The organism is Nesterenkonia aerolata (assembly GCF_031470965.1).
Taxonomy (GTDB): domain Bacteria; phylum Actinomycetota; class Actinomycetes; order Actinomycetales; family Micrococcaceae; genus Nesterenkonia; species Nesterenkonia aerolata.
This window is the reverse complement of the sequence record NZ_JAVKGR010000003.1, coordinates 72,836-89,796: the sequence shown is the minus strand read 5'-3', so window position 1 is coordinate 89,796 and position 16,961 is coordinate 72,836. Positions and strand designations below refer to the sequence as shown.

The following is a 16,961-nucleotide window of genomic DNA, read 5'->3' as shown; positions in this document are numbered from 1 at the left end:
CCTCGGCTGGCCCTCAGCAGGACTGCGGCTACGCGCGGCGCTCCTGACGGCGGGCGGTGCCGATCGCGCCCCAGGCCGCGGCGAGGAGGATGACCAGGCTGAAGAGGTAGAAATAGAAGAACAGCCCCAGCACCGCGGCGAAGGAATCGAGAATCGGGTTCGCCGTGGAGCTCAGCAGCTGGCCGGAGAGCATCCGCAGCGTCGAGGCCCCGACGGCGGCGATCAGCACCGACTGCCACAGCACCGCCACCGGGATCACCACACGGGAGGCCATGCGCAGCAGCACCAGCGCCAGCAGCGCATCCATCACGAAGGTCACGATCGGGATCCCTGCCTGGCGCAGCAGCGCCATCAGCGCTCCCCCGTCCCAACCCACCAGCTCCAGCGCCCCCTGCACGGCGTCGGTGGTCAGCGCCCACAGACCGACGGTGGCCAACAGCAGCACCGCGACGATCAGCATCAGCCCCAGATCCCGCAGCTTCACGATGACGATGTTCTCCGCCATCAGCGGACGGTCGAAGATGGAGCGCACCCCCGAACGCAATCCGTGCAACCAGCTCAGCGACGTCACCACCAGTACGATCAGGGAGACACCCAGCGCTGCACTGAAACCCTGCTGCCGGAACAGCTCCTGCTGCGAGGCCAGCCCGCCCTGACCGGTGTCGATGAGGCCGGGCACGGCCGTATTCACCGCCAGGACAAGATCCTGCTGGAGCTGCTCGTTGCCACCGACCACGATTCCGGCGATGGAGAAACCGGCCACCAGCATCGCCGCCACAGAGAAGAACATCATGTACGCCGCGCCAGCGGCCATCACAGTGCCATAGTGGAAGAAGAACAGGTTGAGCGTGCGCACCAGCCGGGTGGTGTCCAGGTGTGTCAGGCCCCAGACGATCGCCGCGGGGATCAGCGCGCCGAGCCCCCGGCGCTCCCGGCGGATCCGGCCCAGGTTCATGCGGGCTTCGAGCTCACGCCGCCGCAGGTGGGGAAGGTCGGTGGGGTCCGGACGGGGCGTGACCTCCTGGCGGCTGTCGATCCGGCCGAGCCGGTTCTTCGCCGATTCGATCAGCGCATGATGCTGTGAGGTCCGCGGACGGATCCGTTCAGTCGCCCCCACCGGCACCGGTCCCCCACGCTCAGACCCCGAGCCGGGGCCCGGCCGCTCCTCTTCTCCCACCGCAGTCAGACCTGCGCCGGAGGCAGGAAGCCGATCTTCTCGTAGGCGGCGGTGACCACCGGATGTGCGGTCTGCCGGGCCTTGGCCGCCCCGCAGGCCAGCAGTGCATCCAGCTCCGCAGGATCGTCCAGCAGTTCCAGCGCACGGTCCCGGACAGGACCTAGAGCCGCGACGACGGCGTCGGCCAGCTCCACCTTCAAGTGCCCATACATCCGGCCCTCGAACTCGGCGACGAGCTGCTCGATGCTGCGGCCACTGATCGCCGAATAGATCGACAACAGGTTGGAGACCCCCGGCTTGTGTTCCCGGTCGAAACGGATCTCCGTGCCGTCGTCGGTCACTGCCGAGCGGATCTTCTTGGCGATCTGCCGATCGGTGTCCAGCAGGTTCACCAGGCCGTTCGGGGACTCTGCAGACTTGCTCATCTTCGCCGTCGGGTTCTGCAGGTCATAGATCCGGGCCCCGTTCTCCGGGATGAAGGGCTCCGGCACGCGGAACGTCTCGCCGAAACGGTGATTGAACCGCTGGGCCAGGTTGCGGGCCAGCTCGACGTGCTGCTTCTGGTCATCACCGACCGGCACACCGTGCGGCTGATAGAGCAGGATGTCCGCGGCCATGAGCATCGGGTAGGCGAAGAGCCCCACCCCGGCGGCATCTGATCCGGACTTCTGGGTCTTGTCCTTGAACTGGGTCATCCGGGAGGCTTCGCCCATCCCGGTCAGGCAGGTCATGATCCAGCTCAGCTGCGCGTGTTCGGGCACATGGGACTGCACGAAGAGCGTGGAGCGCTCCACGTCGATGCCGCCGGCGATGTACTGGGCAGCCGTGCGCCGGGTGCGTTCGCGCAGCACGGCCGGATCATGGGCCACGGTGATCCCGTGCATGTCCGGGATGAAGAAGTAGGCGTCGTACTTCTCCTGAGTTCTGGTCCAATTCGTCAGGGCGCCGATGTAATTGCCCAGGTGCAGCGAGTCCGCCGAGGGCTGCATCCCGGAGAGGACCCGCTCACGGCCTCCTGCTCCGACCCCCGGCAGCGCAGTCTGCGGTGCGGTGTCCTGACTCTGCGCGGTCTGACCCACGTGGTTCCGTCCTCTCGGTGCCTGCTCTTGATCGGTGAGGCCCGGCGGCGTCGCCGCGCCCCGGACTGCGCGGTGCTGTCCGCTGGGGCCTAGTCGTCGAGGCCGAGGGCGAACCCGGCTTCGAGATCGGCCTCACTGTGTGCCCGGAACGCCACCAGGGTCTCGGTGTCACGCAGGCCGGGGACTTTGGCGATCCGGTCCGGGATCAGCTGGGAGAGATCGTCGAAGCGGCGTCCCTCCACGATGGCCACCAGATCCCAGTTGCCGGTCACCGAGTACACCTCGCGGACCCCGTCGATGGCGACGATCTGCTGAGCCGCATCCACGATGGCGTCCTGATCGGTCTTGATCATCACGATCGCGGTCACCATATCTGCGGTCTCCTCATCCTCATCGTCCTTCTGGGCACGGCCTTATGCGGTATACGCCGTCGTCGCACCCTCCCAGCCTAGGCCCTCTCAGCTTAGGCGATAGTCGACCACCAGCGGGGCGTGGTCCGACCAGCGCAGCGAGTAGTCGGCGGCCCGGTCCACCCGCGGGTTCTCCGAGAGCTCGGCCAGCGCCGGAGTCGCCATGTGGTAGTCGATCCGCCATCCGGTGTCGTTGTCGAAGGCCTGACCACGGTAGGACCACCAGGTGTAGGGGCCGTCGACCTCTCCGGCGTGACGGCGGGCGACGTCGACGTAGCCGCAGACGCCGAAGAACTCGTCGAAGAACGCCCGCTCCTCGGGCAGGAACCCGGAGTTCTTCCGGTTGCCCTTCCAGTTCTTGATGTCCAGCTCCGTGTGCCCGACGTTGAGATCTCCGACGACGAGCACGTGGTCCTTCTGCGCGGCCAGCTGGGGCAGGTAGCGCTGCATATCGGCGAGGAAACGCATCTTGTGGTCCTGTTTGATGCTGCCGACCTCGCCGGAGTGTACGTAGACGCTGACCACGGTGAGCACGGAGCCGTCAGACAGGGGCAGGTCCACTTCGGCCCAGCGTCCCTGATCCTCGGTGTGCCCCGCCCCGATGCCGGTGCGCCGGGCACTGGGCTCGGCGCGGGTGACCACCGCGACCCCGGCACGGCCCTTGGCTGCGGCCTCCTCTTCGTGCAGATACCACTGCTGCCCGGTGCCCTCGGTCATCTCATCGATGAGCCGGCGGGTGATCGCGGCATCGGCCCGGACCTCCTGAAGGGCGAGGACGTCGATCTCCCGCTCAGCCAGCCACTCCCCCATGCCTTTGCGGTGGGCGGCGCGGATGCCGTTGACATTGACCGAGGCGATACGGGTCAGTCCTTTACCTTTGGGGTCGCGGACGACGTGCGGGCTGGTGGAGTGCTGTGTCTCAGCGGCGTCTGTCACCGGAAGGTCCTTCCTGCTGTGCGGTGGGCGTCCTGCTCGCGGCGCGGGTCACGGCCTGGGTAGCGGCGCGGTGAGTGGGTGCTGGTAGTGGGTGCGGAGGCGGGGCTGCCGCTCAGGGGACGACGCTGCCGGAGATCGTGCCGTCGTCGTCACCTCGTGAACGCCGTTGCCGCTGGGCGCGCTCCTGGCCTGCTGCCTGGTCTGCCGACTGGTCCGCTGCCTGCTCCGAGCCTTGCGCTGAACCCTGGGACGAGGAGCTGCGGCCCACCAGGTCGGCGAGCATGTCACGGCCGTTGTGGGCGGTCTGATCGATGGTGTCCAGGGAGCGGGCGACCATCTCGAGGTCCGCCTCCGCACCTTTCTCCAGCTCCTCGGCGATGACACGCTTCTGCACCTGGACGATCTTGAATGAGTGATCCAGCTTCAGGTTCCGGGTGTGGGTGTCCTCGTCGACGACGACGGTCCCGCCGCCGGAGGCCGAATTTCGTGCCGCCTGGTCAGCGCGGGCATGGTCGAGGGTTTCGCCGACTTTGCGGGCACCGCGGCGGACGAAGAGCACCACGCAGACCGCCAGCAGCAGCCAGCCTGCGGAGATCGCGGCGATGATCCATCCGATGACGTCGTTCTGGTTGGCGGCGAAGACGAGGGCCACCAGCAGCACAGTGATCATCACGGCGAAGGTCATGCTGGGCAGGCGCGGGACGCCGCCTCGGCCGGCACGGTCCGATCCCGCGCGCGCACCGGAGGGAGGCAGGGACTGAGAACTCATATCTGCGATTATCCCCGGCCCGGGGCTCAGCTGGCGAATCCTCCGCTGAGGGGTGCGCAGAAGGACGGTGCGCAGAGGGGCGATGCGCAGAGGAGCGGTGCAGAGCCCTGACGTCAGGGGCCACCCCAGATCCGCAGACCTGCCGAGCGTTGCGACCTCTCCCTCCCTCGACCCACCTGCCCGTCTGGACTAGGTTCGGTACATGGAGACTGACGTCATCGTCATCGGAGGTGGGTTGTCCGGTCTGGTCGCCTGTCATGAGGCCACCGACGCCGGGCACCGTGTGGCCCTGGTGGAACAGGAGTCCGAAGCCAACCTCGGCGGGCAGGCCCATTGGTCCTTCGGGGGGCTGTTCCTGGTGGACACGCCGATGCAGCGACGCTTCGGGGTCCGGGACTCCTTCGAGCTCGCCTGGCAGGACTGGCAGGGTTCCGCGGGATGGGACCGGCTACAGGGCGACCACCCCGAGGATCACTGGGCCCAGCAGTGGGGCCGCGCCTATGTGGAGTTCGCTGCCGGAGAGAAACTCTCGTGGCTGCGCAGCCACGAGATCAGGTTCACCCCGCTGGTGGGTTGGGCCGAACGCGGCGACGGCACGGCCACCGGCCACGGGAACTCCGTGCCGCGTTTCCACATCCCCTGGGGCACAGGCACCGGGGTCAGCGATCCCTTCGTCCGGCGGGCGCGGCAGGCTGAGGAGCAGGGGCTGATGCGGCTGTTCTTCCGGCATCGGGTCGATGACCTGCTCGTCGACGGCGGTGCCGTGGTCGGCGTCCGTGGGTCCGTGCTCGCCCCGGATGAGGCCCCGCGAGGTGTGGCCACATCCCGGGAGGTGGTCGGTGAGTTCGAGCTGCGCGGCCGCGCCGTCGTGATCGCCTCCGGAGGGATCGGCGGAGACCATGAAAAGGTGCGCCGGTGGTGGCCGTCCCGTCTGGGAACCCCGCCGCGGCAGATGATCTCCGGGGTTCCGGCGTCGGTGGACGGACGGATGCTGGAGATCGCCGAGGCGCGCGGGGCGCGGCTGGTCAACCGTGATCGCATGTGGCACTACACCGAGGGGATCCGCAACTGGAACCCGGTATGGCCGCAGCACGCGATCCGCATCCTGCCCGGGCCCTCGTCGATGTGGTTCGATGCACTCGGACGCCGGCTCCCCGCACCCGGGCTGCCGGGTTTCGACACGCTGGGAACGATGGAGCTGCTGCGCACCGACCCGCAGATCGCCGAGTTCGATCACTCCTGGTTCATCCTCAACCAGCGGATCATCGAAAAAGAGTTCGCCCTCTCCGGCTCCGAGCAGAATCCGGACCTCACCGACCGCGACATCCGGCTGCTGCTGCGCAGCCGTCTGGGCTCCGGGGCCGCTCCCCCGGTGGAGGCGTTCAAGGAGCACGGTGAGGACTTCCTCGTCGCCGAGGGCCTGGAGGAGCTGGTGGCGCAGATGAACGCTCTGCAGGGCCGCGACCTTCTCGATGCCGGGCAGATCCGCGCGCAGATCGAGGCCCGGGACGCCCAAGTGACCAACCCGTACAGCAAGGATCACCAGGTGATGGGAATCCATAACAGCCGGCGGTACCGCGGGGATCGGCTGCTGCGCACGGTGGCTCCGCATCGGATCCTCGATCCCCAGGCCGGGCCGCTGATCGCTGTGCGGCTCTCGGTGGTCACCCGCAAGACTCTGGGCGGCATCCAGACGGATCTGGAATCCCGAGTGCTCGACGGCGACGGCACCGTCGTGGAGGGCCTGTGGGCCGTCGGGGAGGCAGCTGGGTTCGGCGGTGGCGGTGTCCACGGCTACAACGCACTGGAGGGCACATTCCTCGGTGGATGCCTGTTCTCCGGCCTGATGGCAGGCCGCTCCCTGGTCAGCCGTCTATGAGCGCGACGACGCCGCGCACTACCGACGGAGGCTCTCCAGCGGGACACTCCCAGGCCCGGACGATGACGGCGCTGCTGGCGCCGCTGTTCGTCGCGCTGATGAGCATCAGCATCGTCAATGTCGCTTTGCCGGCGATCGAGACCGGGGTGGGCGCTTCGGCCGCTGATCTGCAGTGGGTGCTCTCCGGCTATGCCCTGGCGATCGGGGTTGCACTGGTTCCGGCGGGTCGCGCAGGCGATCTCTGGGGACGGCGACGGTTCTTTCTGCTGGGTGCCGGGCTGTTCGGGGCGGCGTCTCTGCTGTGCGCGGCGGCCCCGACACCGACGGTGCTCAACATCGGCCGGGTACTGATGGGGCTGGGCGCGGGCGTGCTGACCCCGCAGATCATCGGGATGATCCAGTCGCTGTTCGACGGGGCGGCGCGGGGGCGTGCCTACGGCCTGATGGGCACGGTGATCGGTGCGGCGGTGGCGTTCGGTCCGACGGTCGGCGGCGTGCTGATCGATGTGGCTGGAGATGATGCCGGGTGGCGTCTGACCTTTCTGATCAACGTGCCCGTCGCCCTGGCGGCCTGCGTGCTGGCGGTGCTCTGGCTGCCGCAGGATGCGCGTGGATCGGCCAGCCCGGGCCGAGGGATCGCCGGGCTGAAGGCGCTGGATCCGCTCGGGGTGCTCCTGCTGTGCACCGGTGTGCTGTTGGTGATGGTCCCGTTCCTGGGTGTCAGCGTGTGGGTCGGCGTGCTTATGGGCACCTGTGGTGTGGCGGTGATGACTCTGTGGGTCCTCTGGGAACGTCGGCTGGGGGCACGTGCTGATGCCAGCCCGATGGTTGATCTGAGGCTGTTCTCGGTGCCGAGCTTCACCCTGAATTCGCTGGTGCTGAGTCTGTATTTCACCGGGATGCCGGCAGTGTGGGCTGTGGTGGCGGTCTATGTGCAGCAGGGGCTCGGGTACAGCGCGGTGGTCGCCGGATTGGTCACACTGCCCAGCGCGGTGATGGTCATGGCGCTGTCGTCATCGGTGGGGCGCCGGGTCGAACGCCGCGGTGTGATCTTCCTGGTGGTGGGGACGACGGCGGCGGTGGCGTCGATGCTGCTCGTCGCCGTCGTGGGTTGGCTGGCGGACACGGTGTGGGGTGCGCCCGGGGTGCTGGCCGCCGTGGTGGCGCTGGTGGGGCTCTCACAGGCATTGATCATCCCCAGCGCGCAGACGCTGTCGATGGAGCAGGTGCCGACCTCCATGGCCGGTGCTGCGGGCGGGGTCGCTCAGACAGCGCAGCGGCTTGCCACTGCTGTGGGCATCGCAGTGCTCACTGCGGTGTACTTCGCCGCCGCGGAGAGCCAGGGCCACGCGGTGGGTCTCGTCGTCGCCGCGCTGGTGATCGCGGGGCTGCTGGCGCCCGCGGCCGTCACCGCATGGCTCATCGCTCACCGGCTGAGAGAGTCACCGCGGCACCGATGAGGCCCCGGCACCACGGGCGGGCTGCCACCTGAGTCCTCGACCGCACGCCGCGGACGCGAGGCCTGAGGCGGGCACTGCTCAGCTGCCCATCTCAGGCGTGCCGGCGGACCTCACACAGGTCCTTGGCCAGCACATACTTGGGCTTATCGGCGAAGATGATGCGGCGCACCTCGGAACTCTCCCAGTCCCGTTCCGCGGCGGCGTACTCCTCGGAGGTGCCGGCACGGCTGACGAACCAGGTCAGCTGGGTGTGGTCAGCGTCCAGCCACATCTGCTCGACGGCGAAGCCGAACTCTCGGCGTGCGGGGATGACCTCATCACGCAGGAACCTGAGGAACTCCTCGGCCAGGTCCGGGTCGATCGTGTACCGGCGCATCCAGGTGATGCGCTCCGGCTGGGTTCCACCGTCGGTGGTGTGCTGTGCGGTCATCTGCCGTCCTTCCCTAGGTTGTGTGATCAGCGGTTGTGCGATCAGCGCAGGCTGACGTTCTGGGCACCATCCTACGAACGCGGGGAGGTCTCTCCGTCATCTCCGCTGTGACCGTTGTATCCGCCGCGGTGCTGGCCAGCGCCGTACTCGCCGGCCTCATACTGCCCAGCCCCGTACTGGCCGGGGCTGTGCTGGCCGGGGCTGCTGTACTGACCCGCTCCATACTGGCCAGCGCCGTAGTTCTGCGTGCCGTAGTTCTGCGTGCCGTAGCCCTCTGCGCCGTAGGCGGCAGTCGGCGGGCCGTTGCTCGGCAGCGGCGATGACGCCTCGGCGGGGCGTCCCCAGGGAGTGCGGATCGCGACCACCAGCCACCAGATGTTCACCCCGAAGAACGCCAGGGTGAGGATGATCGAGACCACGGTGAGCAGCACCGGTCCCCCGCCTTCGGAGAAGGAGATCAGCCAGACGATCAGCATGAAGAAGCCCCCGAAGAGGTGCACCGCCCCGCCGAGCAGGAACCCCAGCAGCCCCACGATCCGCCCCCAGCCGGCGTCGAGGCGGAGCCCGATGATCGCCGCCGCATAGAACACTGCGCCGAGGATCACCGTGGCGACCGCCCCGAAGACCAGGAGCGCGAAGTCACCATCCAGAGTGAGGTTGCCGTTGGCGCCGCGGTAGGCGACGGTGTCACCCATCGAGTAACCCACAGCGCTGATCACCACGTACCGGGTGATCATATCGACGGCGTGAAGCACCAGGAACAGGCCCGCTGAGACCAGCGTGACCAGGCTGAGCCGACGGAATCTGCGCGAGGCCCGCCCCCGTCCGGCAGAGCCCTCCGACGGGGCACCCGACTGGCTCGACGCCTGCCCGGGAGGATGCCCCGGGGCGTACCCCTGACCATACCCACTCTGGTAGTGATGTCCGTTGGCCTGCTGCGTACCTTCGTGGGATGAAGACATACCCGATGCCGTCCTTTCGGTTCCCGTTCCCCTGGCCCCGCGGCACAGATCCGCCTCGTCAGCGGCCTCGCTGCGCACGCTAGGTGATGTGTTCCCCATCATAGGGGGCAGCGCTGACATCGCCTCCTGATACAGCGGACACCGGCGCACCAGCGAAAGACGGACCCGCGGGGACGGGCCATGCCGGGATCGCAGGCCGCACGCCGACTGTCGCACGCGCCGCAGCGATGATCCACCAGATGGTGGTGGCGACGTACCCCAGACCCAGCACTCCGCCGATCATCACGACCACCGCGGAGAACAGATACAACGGATCAGGCACCATCGCGAAGGCGAAGACCATGGCCGGCATCTCCAGCAGAGGAGCGGAGGTGACGACGCCGAAGAGCCCGAGCCCGGCCAGGACGAATCCGAGCACACGTGCCCACTGCTTCTCCCGAGCCATACCCACGGCCACCACACGGTAGAGGACGAGACAGACCGCCACCACGGCGACCAGCACGACGACACCGACCAGGGCGGGCAGGGCCATCACCAGCAGAAGCCCGTCTGCCTCCGAGGACTGCCGCCATCGGTCCTCACCCCAACGACCGGTGATCAGCCCGATGAACATGACGACCCCGAAGACACTGGCCAAAGTGGCACCCAGGCAGGAGACCGCCGACATCACCAGTGCCGGCTGTGCCGAACGAAGCGGCGGCCTGGCAGGCCGTGGAGGCCAGTAGGGCGAAACTGCTGCTGCGTCCATGCCGGTCTGCGCTGACACTGCCCCAGTCTGTTCTGCTTCCCACCGGCCGGCCTCGTAGAACCCCTGTGTCATCTGCCTCATCGCTCCTCTGTCATGTGATGCGCCCTCAGGACTCAGCCGGATCTCTGCCCGACTGAGTCCTCGTTATCTCGACGATGCTGGCAGAGACGGCACGTGCCCCGCTCCGGCTCTCCACAGGAGCGGAGTTCTCCACAAGGGGCCCCGATGCGCTGGACACCGCAGACGATCAGCCGGTATGTCCCGGTAGAGACACCACGGGCCCCGCCGAATCCGGCGGGGCCCGTGAGCTGATGCTCTCACTGCGTCATGACGCGATCGCAGCGATCACTCAGCGCTTGGCGCGGTCAGCGATGTAGGCGTTGGTGTCCTTGGAGAACGCGCTGATCAGCCACATCACATTGACCAGAATGAACAGCAGGGACGTCACCAGCACGATGATGCCCAGCGCACCGGCGGAGAGCAGCGCCCCTATCCCCGTCAGCGAGAACGCCATGGAGATGATGCCCAGAGCGCAGAACACGGTGCCGAGGATCCGTGCCCAGTTCTTCGCGTTCTTGAGCCCCAGCAGCACCACCAGGTATATGACCAGTCCCACCACGAGCATGAGGATCCCGCCGACGAGGGCAGACATCGTCATGAAGTCCAGCGCCTCCTGGGTGGCCTCCTGGCCCTGGGCTTCGAGCTGCTCACGGTAGAGCTGCTCGTCGTTGAGCACGACCATCGACAGTCCCGAGCTCAGCATGTAGGTCAGGAAAGAGACGATGGTGAGCTGACGGACACGGTCGAAGGACTTCGGCCGCTGCATCGGCCCCCCATAGGCGGCATGCGGGTCATAGGCCTCGGTCCCGAACTTCGAGCCAGCGACACCGGGCTGCTGGGCTCCCGGCTGCTGTGCTCCCGGCTGCTGGAATCCGGCCGGCCGGCTCTCAGGGTTCTCAGTCATCCTGCTCTCCTCCTCAGAAGCGATCTCTCGTCACATCCTGACACGATGTGCCAGGCGTCATTCGTATCTCAGGGCTTCGATCGGGTCCTTCTTCGCCGCACGGGCCGCGGGAAGAGTACCGGCAAGGAACGCGATACCCACCACCAGAAGGGTGATCACCGCGATCGAGATCGGGTCCACGGCGAAGAGCACCAGTCCGACCACATTGTCCAGAGGGCCACTGACCAGCACGGCATTGCCGATCACCCCGGTGGCGACACCTGCTCCGACACCGATGATCGAGCCCATGAGTCCGATGATGATGGCCTCCATGGAGAAGAGGCCGAAGACCTTGCCGCGGCTCATCCCCAGCGCCTTCATCAGACCGATCTCCCGGGTGCGTTCCTGCACCGACATCAGCAGCGTGTTGACGATGCCGAAGCTGGCGGCGACCAGTGCGATGACGGCGAATCCGCCCAGGACCCAGGTCACCGTATTGATGATGCCCTGGATCATGCCCAGCTGATCCTCGACCGTGAGTCCCATGAGGTCCTCGTCGCTGAGGGCCTCCTTGACACGGTCCTCCTCCTCGGCCAGGTTCGAGACCTCAGCCACGGCCATCATGTAGACCTCAGGCTGCGGTTCGTCGAGTCCGCCGAGTGCGACCTCGTTGATCTCCTCACTCAGCGCCTGCGAGGGTGTGGGCACTCCGCCGGTCTGGGAGACCGAGGGCTCGGAGACCCCGGAGATCACCGCCTCCACGGTCTGCGGCTGCTGAGCCATGTCCGTCACACCGATCTCCACAGTGTCACCGACGATGTCTGAGGGAGAATCCCCGCCCAGCGCTGAGACCCAGGAGTCGGGGACCGTCAGTTCCATCTCCGAGGAGTCCGGTTCCTCCCCGGCCACCATCTCCAAGGCGCGGCCGTCGATGGAGTCACCCATCCGGTTGACCGTCCACTGATCGCCGTCGCCGGATTCGATGTAGTCCACGTCCAGCATCGGCAGACCGATGACGGAGTCCACGCCGTCGATGTCGCCGATGGTCTCGAGGTCGTCGTCGTCCAGGGCGTCGGACCCCATCATGGTGGTCTGCGCCGGGCCCTCCTCGGCGTCGTACTCGGAGGGGCCTTCATCGTCGGCGCCCTGTTCCTGGGCCGCCTCCGCGGAGCCGACCACGTAGATCTCGTCCTCCTGGCCGAAGCCCTCGACCACGCGGTCGACGTACTTATTGATCCCGGCACCCATACCGAAGGTCAGGGTCAGCGCGAAGGCGCCGATGACGATGGCGATGACGGTCAGGAAGGTGCGCAGCTTCGAACGCAGCGTGTTCGACAGCGCTGTCTTGGTCACATCGAAGGACTTCATCGACGCCCCTCCTCATCTGCGCTGGTCTCGGTGGTGGTCTCGACACTGGGCCCGGTACTGGTCCCCGGGGTGGTGGCGGCGCGGGTCTCAGCCGCGGCACCGCCGTCGTCCGGCTCAGGCTCCAGACCGAGCTGAGAGGGGTCGAACGTGTCATCCGCCTCGTGCGGCGCGGCAAAGCTGCCGCCCTGACTGAGGACTCCGTGCTCCTCTGAGAGGATCTCACCGTCCTGCATGATCAGCCGGCGCGAGCACCGAGCGGCGAGATCGTCATCGTGGGTGACCACGACCAAGGTGATCCCGTGTTCGCGGTGCAGGCCGAAGAGGATGTCCTCGACGATCTCCGAGGTGGCGGTGTCTAAGTTTCCGGTGGGCTCATCGGCGAAGATCACCGACGGCCGGTTGACCAGGGCGCGGGCGATGCACACGCGCTGCTTCTGCCCTCCGGAGAGATCTTTGGCCTTGTTGCGGGACTTGTCCTCCATCTCCAGCTGGGTGAGCACCTCGAGGCCACGCTGCTCACGATCAGACTTGGACCATCCGGCGATCTTCAGCGGCAGCGTCACGTTCTCCAGCACGCTCTGGTGGGCGTTGAGGAAGAACTGCTGGAAGACGAAGCCGAAGGTCTCGTTGCGCAGCTCGGAGACCTCTTTGGTCTTCAGCTGGGAGACCGGCCGACCGTTCAGAGCCACCACACCGGAGGTGGGGGCGTCGAGCAGAGCGAGCAGGTGCATCAAGGTCGACTTCCCGGAGCCTGATTTGCCGACGATGGCCAGCGATTCGCCATCGTGGATCTCGAAGGTCAGGCCTTTGAGAGCATCGAACCGTGATTCCCCGCTGCCGTAGACCTTGACCAGGTTCTCCGTCTCGAGAACTGGAGTGGACATGATGTGGGGGTGTCCTTTCACCGGTGATGAGTTTCTGATGGTCATTCTTGCGGATGAACCCGGAGGTCACATCGGCCGTGAGGATGATCTCCCCGTCGGCTGCTGGGGGCATGCCGTTCGCAGGCACGGGTCACAGGCAGAAGTCACAGGCACAGACCGTCCTCCGCCCCGCGGAAGCAGACGGTCCGCGAGGTGACTGTGGTGACCTCATAACCGCCCTCGGCCTGCTCGATGGTGACCTCCCAGCGTTCCCCGCGCACCGAGTCATCGCGGAAACCGTCGACGTCGATGCCCCAGATCCCGGTTCCGTCCGCCTCTCCCGGACGGACCAGCATCTGCTCCAGGTGCTCGGAGCCCTCCCCTTCTCCGACGGCCCGTTGGGCGACACCCTCGGCCAGAGTCTGCGCATCCTCAGCCGGGGGCACCTCACTGAACTCGGCGGTGCGGTCCTGTTCATCGGCGAAGAACGCGAGGTACGCCGTATTGACCCAGCCGACGCCGTCGTCGGTCTCCACCTCAGCCCAGATCCCGGAGTCCACGTCACGCTCTCGACCAGTCAGAGTCAGCTCCGAGGTGGGAGCCGCGTTATCCAGCGTCTCAGCCTCAGGGTCCGGCAGCTGACGGATGTGCAGCACGTCATCGGCCTCGACACCGAAGACCTGGGCCACCGCACCATCTTCGGAGTAGAACGTGGCGGTGTCTTCACCGGGGAGCTCGGCATCATCGAGAGGATCGGCGGACTCCGAGTCCTCATCGGCGGTGCCCTCATCCTGAGAAGTCTCCCCGTCGTCCGGGGTCTCGTCTTCGGAGGCTTCGTCGTCCGCGGCTTCGTCATCCGGGGTCTCGGCGTCCGGGGTCTCGTCCTCAGGTGTCTCCGTGTCTTGGGCAGAGTCCGCGGTCTGATCGGGCGAGGGCTCAGCACCCTCCTCCGGGGCGTCGTCCCCACAGGCAGTGAGCAGCAGCGCCGCCACAGACCCCAGGGAGACCCAGGCCGCCGCCCGGGATCGTGTGGTCCTGAGCTGACCTGTCATGTGCTGAGTCCGCCTCCGATGGCTCACCCCGGTGTGGGTCGATAGGCTGTCGATCATGTCTGCTCCTCTCCGGACGTCCGATCCCGATCCCTCGCCGTCATCCACCCACAGTGCCCCTGACGGCGCCCCCGGTGAGGTCCCCGCCGTCCACGCCGAGCGGCTGAGGAAGGCCTACGGAGATTTCGCTGCGGTCGACGGCATCAGTTTCACCGTACCCCGCGGAGAGGCCTTCGGACTGCTGGGGCCCAACGGTGCCGGCAAATCGACGACGATGCGGATGATCGCCGCCGTCTCGTCCCGCACTGATGGTCAGCTGCGCGTGGCCGGGATGGACCCCCAGCTCCACGGGCCGAAGATCCGCGCCCGGCTCGGTGTGGTCCCCCAGCAGGACAATCTGGACGAGGAACTCACCGTCCGGGAGAACATCATCATGTACGGCCGGTACTTCGGCCTGCCTCGTCGGCACCTGTTCGCCAAGGCCGACGAACTGCTTGAATTCGCTCAGCTGACCTCGCGGGCCCGTTCTCGCGTAGAGGACCTCTCCGGTGGGATGAAGCGCCGGCTGACCATCGCCCGAGCGCTGGTCAATGACCCGGACATCCTGCTGCTCGACGAACCGACCACTGGCTTGGACCCGCAGGCCCGGCATGTGCTCTGGGATCGGCTCTTCCGCCTGCGTGAGCGGGGCACCACGTTGGTCCTGACCACCCACCATATGGATGAGGCGGAACAGCTGTGCAGTCGACTCATCGTCGTCGATCACGGGCAGATCATGGCGGAGGGCTCACCAGCAGGTCTCATCCGTGACCACTCGACCCGAGAGGTGCTGGAGCTGCGCTTCGGCACGGACCGCAACGCAGAGCAGGCGCAACAGCTCAATGACCGACTGCGCGGCGCCGACGTCGGCTTCGACCGCATCGAGGTGCTGCCCGACCGGCTGCTGGTCTACGCCGAGCACGCCGAGGCTGCTCTGGAGGCCCTGCACAGCAGCGACCGGCGTCCGTTGACCTCGCTGGTACGCCGGTCCTCCCTGGAAGATGTGTTCCTTCGGCTGACCGGTAGGAGCCTCATTGACTGAGCAGACAGATCAGCAGACGGACCATCACCCCGACCAGCACACCGGTCGACCCGCTGAAACTCACAGCCCGGCCGCGGACAAGGAGGCGCTGGCCCGGCGGGCCGGACGTCGCGGAGTGCTGTATCAGGCTGAGCACACGCTGCGCGGGATGCGCGCCTACGCCGGGGTGATCATCACCAGCTCCATCGGCGAACCGCTGCTCTACATCCTGGCGATGGGGCTCGGGCTCGGCGTGCTGATCGGCGAGAGCCCGGACATCACCGCCTACGGCGCGGATTCCTATCTGATGTACATCGCCCCGGCGATCCTGGCCTCCACAGTGGCGCTGACCGCTGCGGTCGAGTTCACCTTCCCGGTGATGGAGAAGTTCCGGTGGCGGCGCATCTACTACGGCGCGCAGGCCACTCCGCTCTCCCCCGCGCAGATCGCCTCGGGCCATATTCTGGCGGCCTGCTGCCGGTTCCTGCTCCACTGCGGACTGTTCCTGGTGGTGATGACGCTCTTCGGCGCCGTCGCCAGCCCCTGGGCTGTGCTGCAGGTCATCACCGCCACCCTGGGCGCCCTGGCCCTGGGGCTGCCGATCATGGCGTATATGGCCTCGCTGCGGGAAGAACGCGGGCATGCCTCCCTGATCCAGCGGTTCCTGGTCATGCCGCTGTTCCTGTTCTCCGGCACCTTCTATCCGCTGAGCAATCTGCCGGGGCCGCTGCAGCTCGTCGGATGGGTGTCCCCGCTGTGGCACGCCAATGAGCTCGGCCGGGTGCTCGCCTTCGGCCAGCCAAGCTCAGCACTGATGATCGCCGTACACCTGGCAGTGCTGATGCTGTTCTGTGCCGGGGGCTGGTACGCGGTGCTGTGGGTGTTCCGACGGAGGTTGGGGCCGAACGAGTGGCCCGGACGGACTCCGGGTGAGCGGTCACGACTGCGGAGGGAAGCCGCGATCGAAGCCCGCAACCTCGCGCAGGGCGCGGAAGGCTCCGCCGAGGATGCGGTGCTCTCAGTCCAGCCGCGGACAGGAGTGGGCGCCAACTGGTACTCCGGGAACATCCGCGCTGTCTTCTCCCGAGGGTTGGTCGCGATCCGCAACAACCGCGGCATCATCTTCCTCTCCGGCTTCTTGGAGCCGGTGCTCTTCCTCACCTCCTTCGGACTCGGGATCTCCCCGATGATCTCCGGAGTGGACGCCGTCGACGGCTCCCAGATGAGCTATGCGGCGTTCATCGCTCCGGCTTTGCTCGCGGTCTCGGCGATGAACGGGGCGATCTTCGACTCCACCTGGAATGTGTTCTTCAAGCTGAAGATCACCAAGCTCTACCGGTCGATGATGGCGACCTCGCTGGGCCCGCTGGATGTCGCCGTCGGGGAGATCCTGCTTGCCCTGTTCCGCGGCGGCATCTACGCGGTCGGGTTCCTCACCGTGCTGGTGATCTCAGGGCTGGTCTCTCCGGTCAGCGCGGTGCTGATGCTGGCCGCCGCCCTGTTCATCGCACTGGGCTTCGCCTCCTGCGGGATGGCGGTGACCTCCTATATGACCCGGTTCCAGCAGATGGACTGGCTGATGATGTTCCTCGCGCCAATGATGCTCTTCTCGGCCACGTTCTTCCCGATCGAGGTCTACCCCACCGGGGTCCAGTGGTTCATCCAGGCACTGCCGCTGTGGCACGGGGTGGAGCTGATGCGCGATATCGCCGCCTGGGACTTCGGGGCCATGACCGGGGTGCATATCGGCTACTACCTGGTGATGATCACCCTGGGAACGACGGCGGCCGCCGTGCGGATGCGAGCGCTGTTCCTGCGTTGAGGCACG

Annotated in this window: 16 protein-coding genes; 4 read left to right on the top strand and 12 right to left on the bottom strand. The window is 67.0% G+C overall.

The window, feature by feature from the left end; all coding sequences use genetic code 11:
* Window positions 1-28 precede the first annotated feature (28 nt).
* From RIL96_RS04430 to RIL96_RS04410, 5 genes are all read right to left on the bottom strand, one after another.
* Entirely contained in the window at window positions 29-1,117 is a 1,089-nt protein-coding gene (locus RIL96_RS04430) for a YihY/virulence factor BrkB family protein (protein WP_310547799.1), read from the bottom strand.
* Window positions 1,118-1,182: 65 nt separating this feature from the next.
* The gene (gene trpS / locus RIL96_RS04425) at window positions 1,183-2,211 is read right to left on the bottom strand and encodes a tryptophan--tRNA ligase (RefSeq protein WP_310547916.1); all 1,029 of its coding nucleotides are present in this window, start codon (window positions 2,209-2,211) and stop codon (window positions 1,183-1,185) included.
* Between the two features lie 134 nt (window positions 2,212-2,345).
* Window positions 2,346-2,627: an Lrp/AsnC family transcriptional regulator gene (locus tag RIL96_RS04420; RefSeq protein ID WP_310547798.1), complete on the bottom strand. Its 282-nt coding sequence runs from the start codon at window positions 2,625-2,627 to the stop codon at window positions 2,346-2,348.
* 87 nt (window positions 2,628-2,714) lie between these two features.
* Window positions 2,715-3,602 (bottom strand): exodeoxyribonuclease III, encoded by an 888-nt coding sequence (locus RIL96_RS04415; RefSeq protein ID WP_374761846.1) that lies wholly within the window; start codon window positions 3,600-3,602, stop codon window positions 2,715-2,717.
* A gap of 112 nt (window positions 3,603-3,714) precedes the next feature.
* Window positions 3,715-4,371 (bottom strand): hypothetical protein, encoded by a 657-nt coding sequence (locus RIL96_RS04410; RefSeq protein WP_310547797.1) that lies wholly within the window; start codon window positions 4,369-4,371, stop codon window positions 3,715-3,717.
* Window positions 4,372-4,573: 202 nt separating this feature from the next.
* Between RIL96_RS04410 and RIL96_RS04405 the strand changes: the two genes are divergently transcribed.
* Together RIL96_RS04405 and RIL96_RS04400 are read left to right on the top strand one after the other, a co-directional pair.
* A complete protein-coding gene (locus RIL96_RS04405) occupies window positions 4,574-6,250 on the top strand; it encodes an FAD-binding dehydrogenase (protein ID WP_310547796.1) in 1,677 nt (558 codons plus the stop codon).
* Window positions 6,247-7,710 carry an MFS transporter gene (locus RIL96_RS04400; protein ID WP_310547795.1) on the top strand — a complete coding sequence of 488 codons (1,464 nt, stop codon included), beginning with the start codon at window positions 6,247-6,249 and terminating at the stop codon, window positions 7,708-7,710. Before RIL96_RS04405 ends, RIL96_RS04400 begins: the two co-directional genes overlap by 4 nt.
* A gap of 91 nt (window positions 7,711-7,801) precedes the next feature.
* Here the strand turns inward: RIL96_RS04400 and RIL96_RS04395 are convergent, their stop codons facing one another.
* The 7 genes from RIL96_RS04395 to RIL96_RS04365 form a co-directional block, all read right to left on the bottom strand.
* Complete coding sequence (locus tag RIL96_RS04395) at window positions 7,802-8,140, bottom strand: hypothetical protein (protein ID WP_310547794.1); 339 nt, start codon at window positions 8,138-8,140, stop codon at window positions 7,802-7,804.
* A 71-nt stretch (window positions 8,141-8,211) separates the two neighbouring features.
* Window positions 8,212-9,102 (bottom strand): hypothetical protein, encoded by an 891-nt coding sequence (locus tag RIL96_RS04390; RefSeq protein ID WP_310547793.1) that lies wholly within the window; start codon window positions 9,100-9,102, stop codon window positions 8,212-8,214.
* A 79-nt stretch (window positions 9,103-9,181) separates the two neighbouring features.
* Window positions 9,182-9,931, bottom strand: coding sequence for a hypothetical protein (locus RIL96_RS04385; protein ID WP_310547792.1), 750 nt, complete (start codon window positions 9,929-9,931; stop codon window positions 9,182-9,184).
* Between the two features lie 268 nt (window positions 9,932-10,199).
* Entirely contained in the window at window positions 10,200-10,814 is a 615-nt protein-coding gene (locus tag RIL96_RS04380; RefSeq protein ID WP_310547791.1) for a hypothetical protein, read from the bottom strand.
* A 57-nt stretch (window positions 10,815-10,871) separates the two neighbouring features.
* Entirely contained in the window at window positions 10,872-12,161 is a 1,290-nt protein-coding gene (locus tag RIL96_RS04375; RefSeq protein ID WP_310547790.1) for an ABC transporter permease, read from the bottom strand.
* Entirely contained in the window at window positions 12,158-13,045 is an 888-nt protein-coding gene (locus RIL96_RS04370) for an ABC transporter ATP-binding protein (protein WP_310547789.1), read from the bottom strand. The genes RIL96_RS04375 and RIL96_RS04370 overlap by 4 nt, the downstream gene beginning before the upstream one ends.
* A 143-nt stretch (window positions 13,046-13,188) precedes the next feature.
* Window positions 13,189-14,076, bottom strand: coding sequence for an SH3 domain-containing protein (locus tag RIL96_RS04365; protein ID WP_310547788.1), 888 nt, complete (start codon window positions 14,074-14,076; stop codon window positions 13,189-13,191).
* Window positions 14,077-14,131: 55 nt separating this feature from the next.
* On the opposite strand from RIL96_RS04365, the gene RIL96_RS04360 reads away from it, so the two are divergent.
* Together RIL96_RS04360 and RIL96_RS04355 are read left to right on the top strand one after the other, a co-directional pair.
* Window positions 14,132-15,154, top strand: coding sequence for an ABC transporter ATP-binding protein (locus RIL96_RS04360; RefSeq protein ID WP_310547787.1), 1,023 nt, complete (start codon window positions 14,132-14,134; stop codon window positions 15,152-15,154).
* A complete protein-coding gene (locus RIL96_RS04355) occupies window positions 15,147-16,955 on the top strand; it encodes an ABC transporter permease (RefSeq protein ID WP_310547786.1) in 1,809 nt (602 codons plus the stop codon). The genes RIL96_RS04360 and RIL96_RS04355 overlap by 8 nt, the downstream gene beginning before the upstream one ends.
* Window positions 16,956-16,961 lie beyond the last annotated feature (6 nt).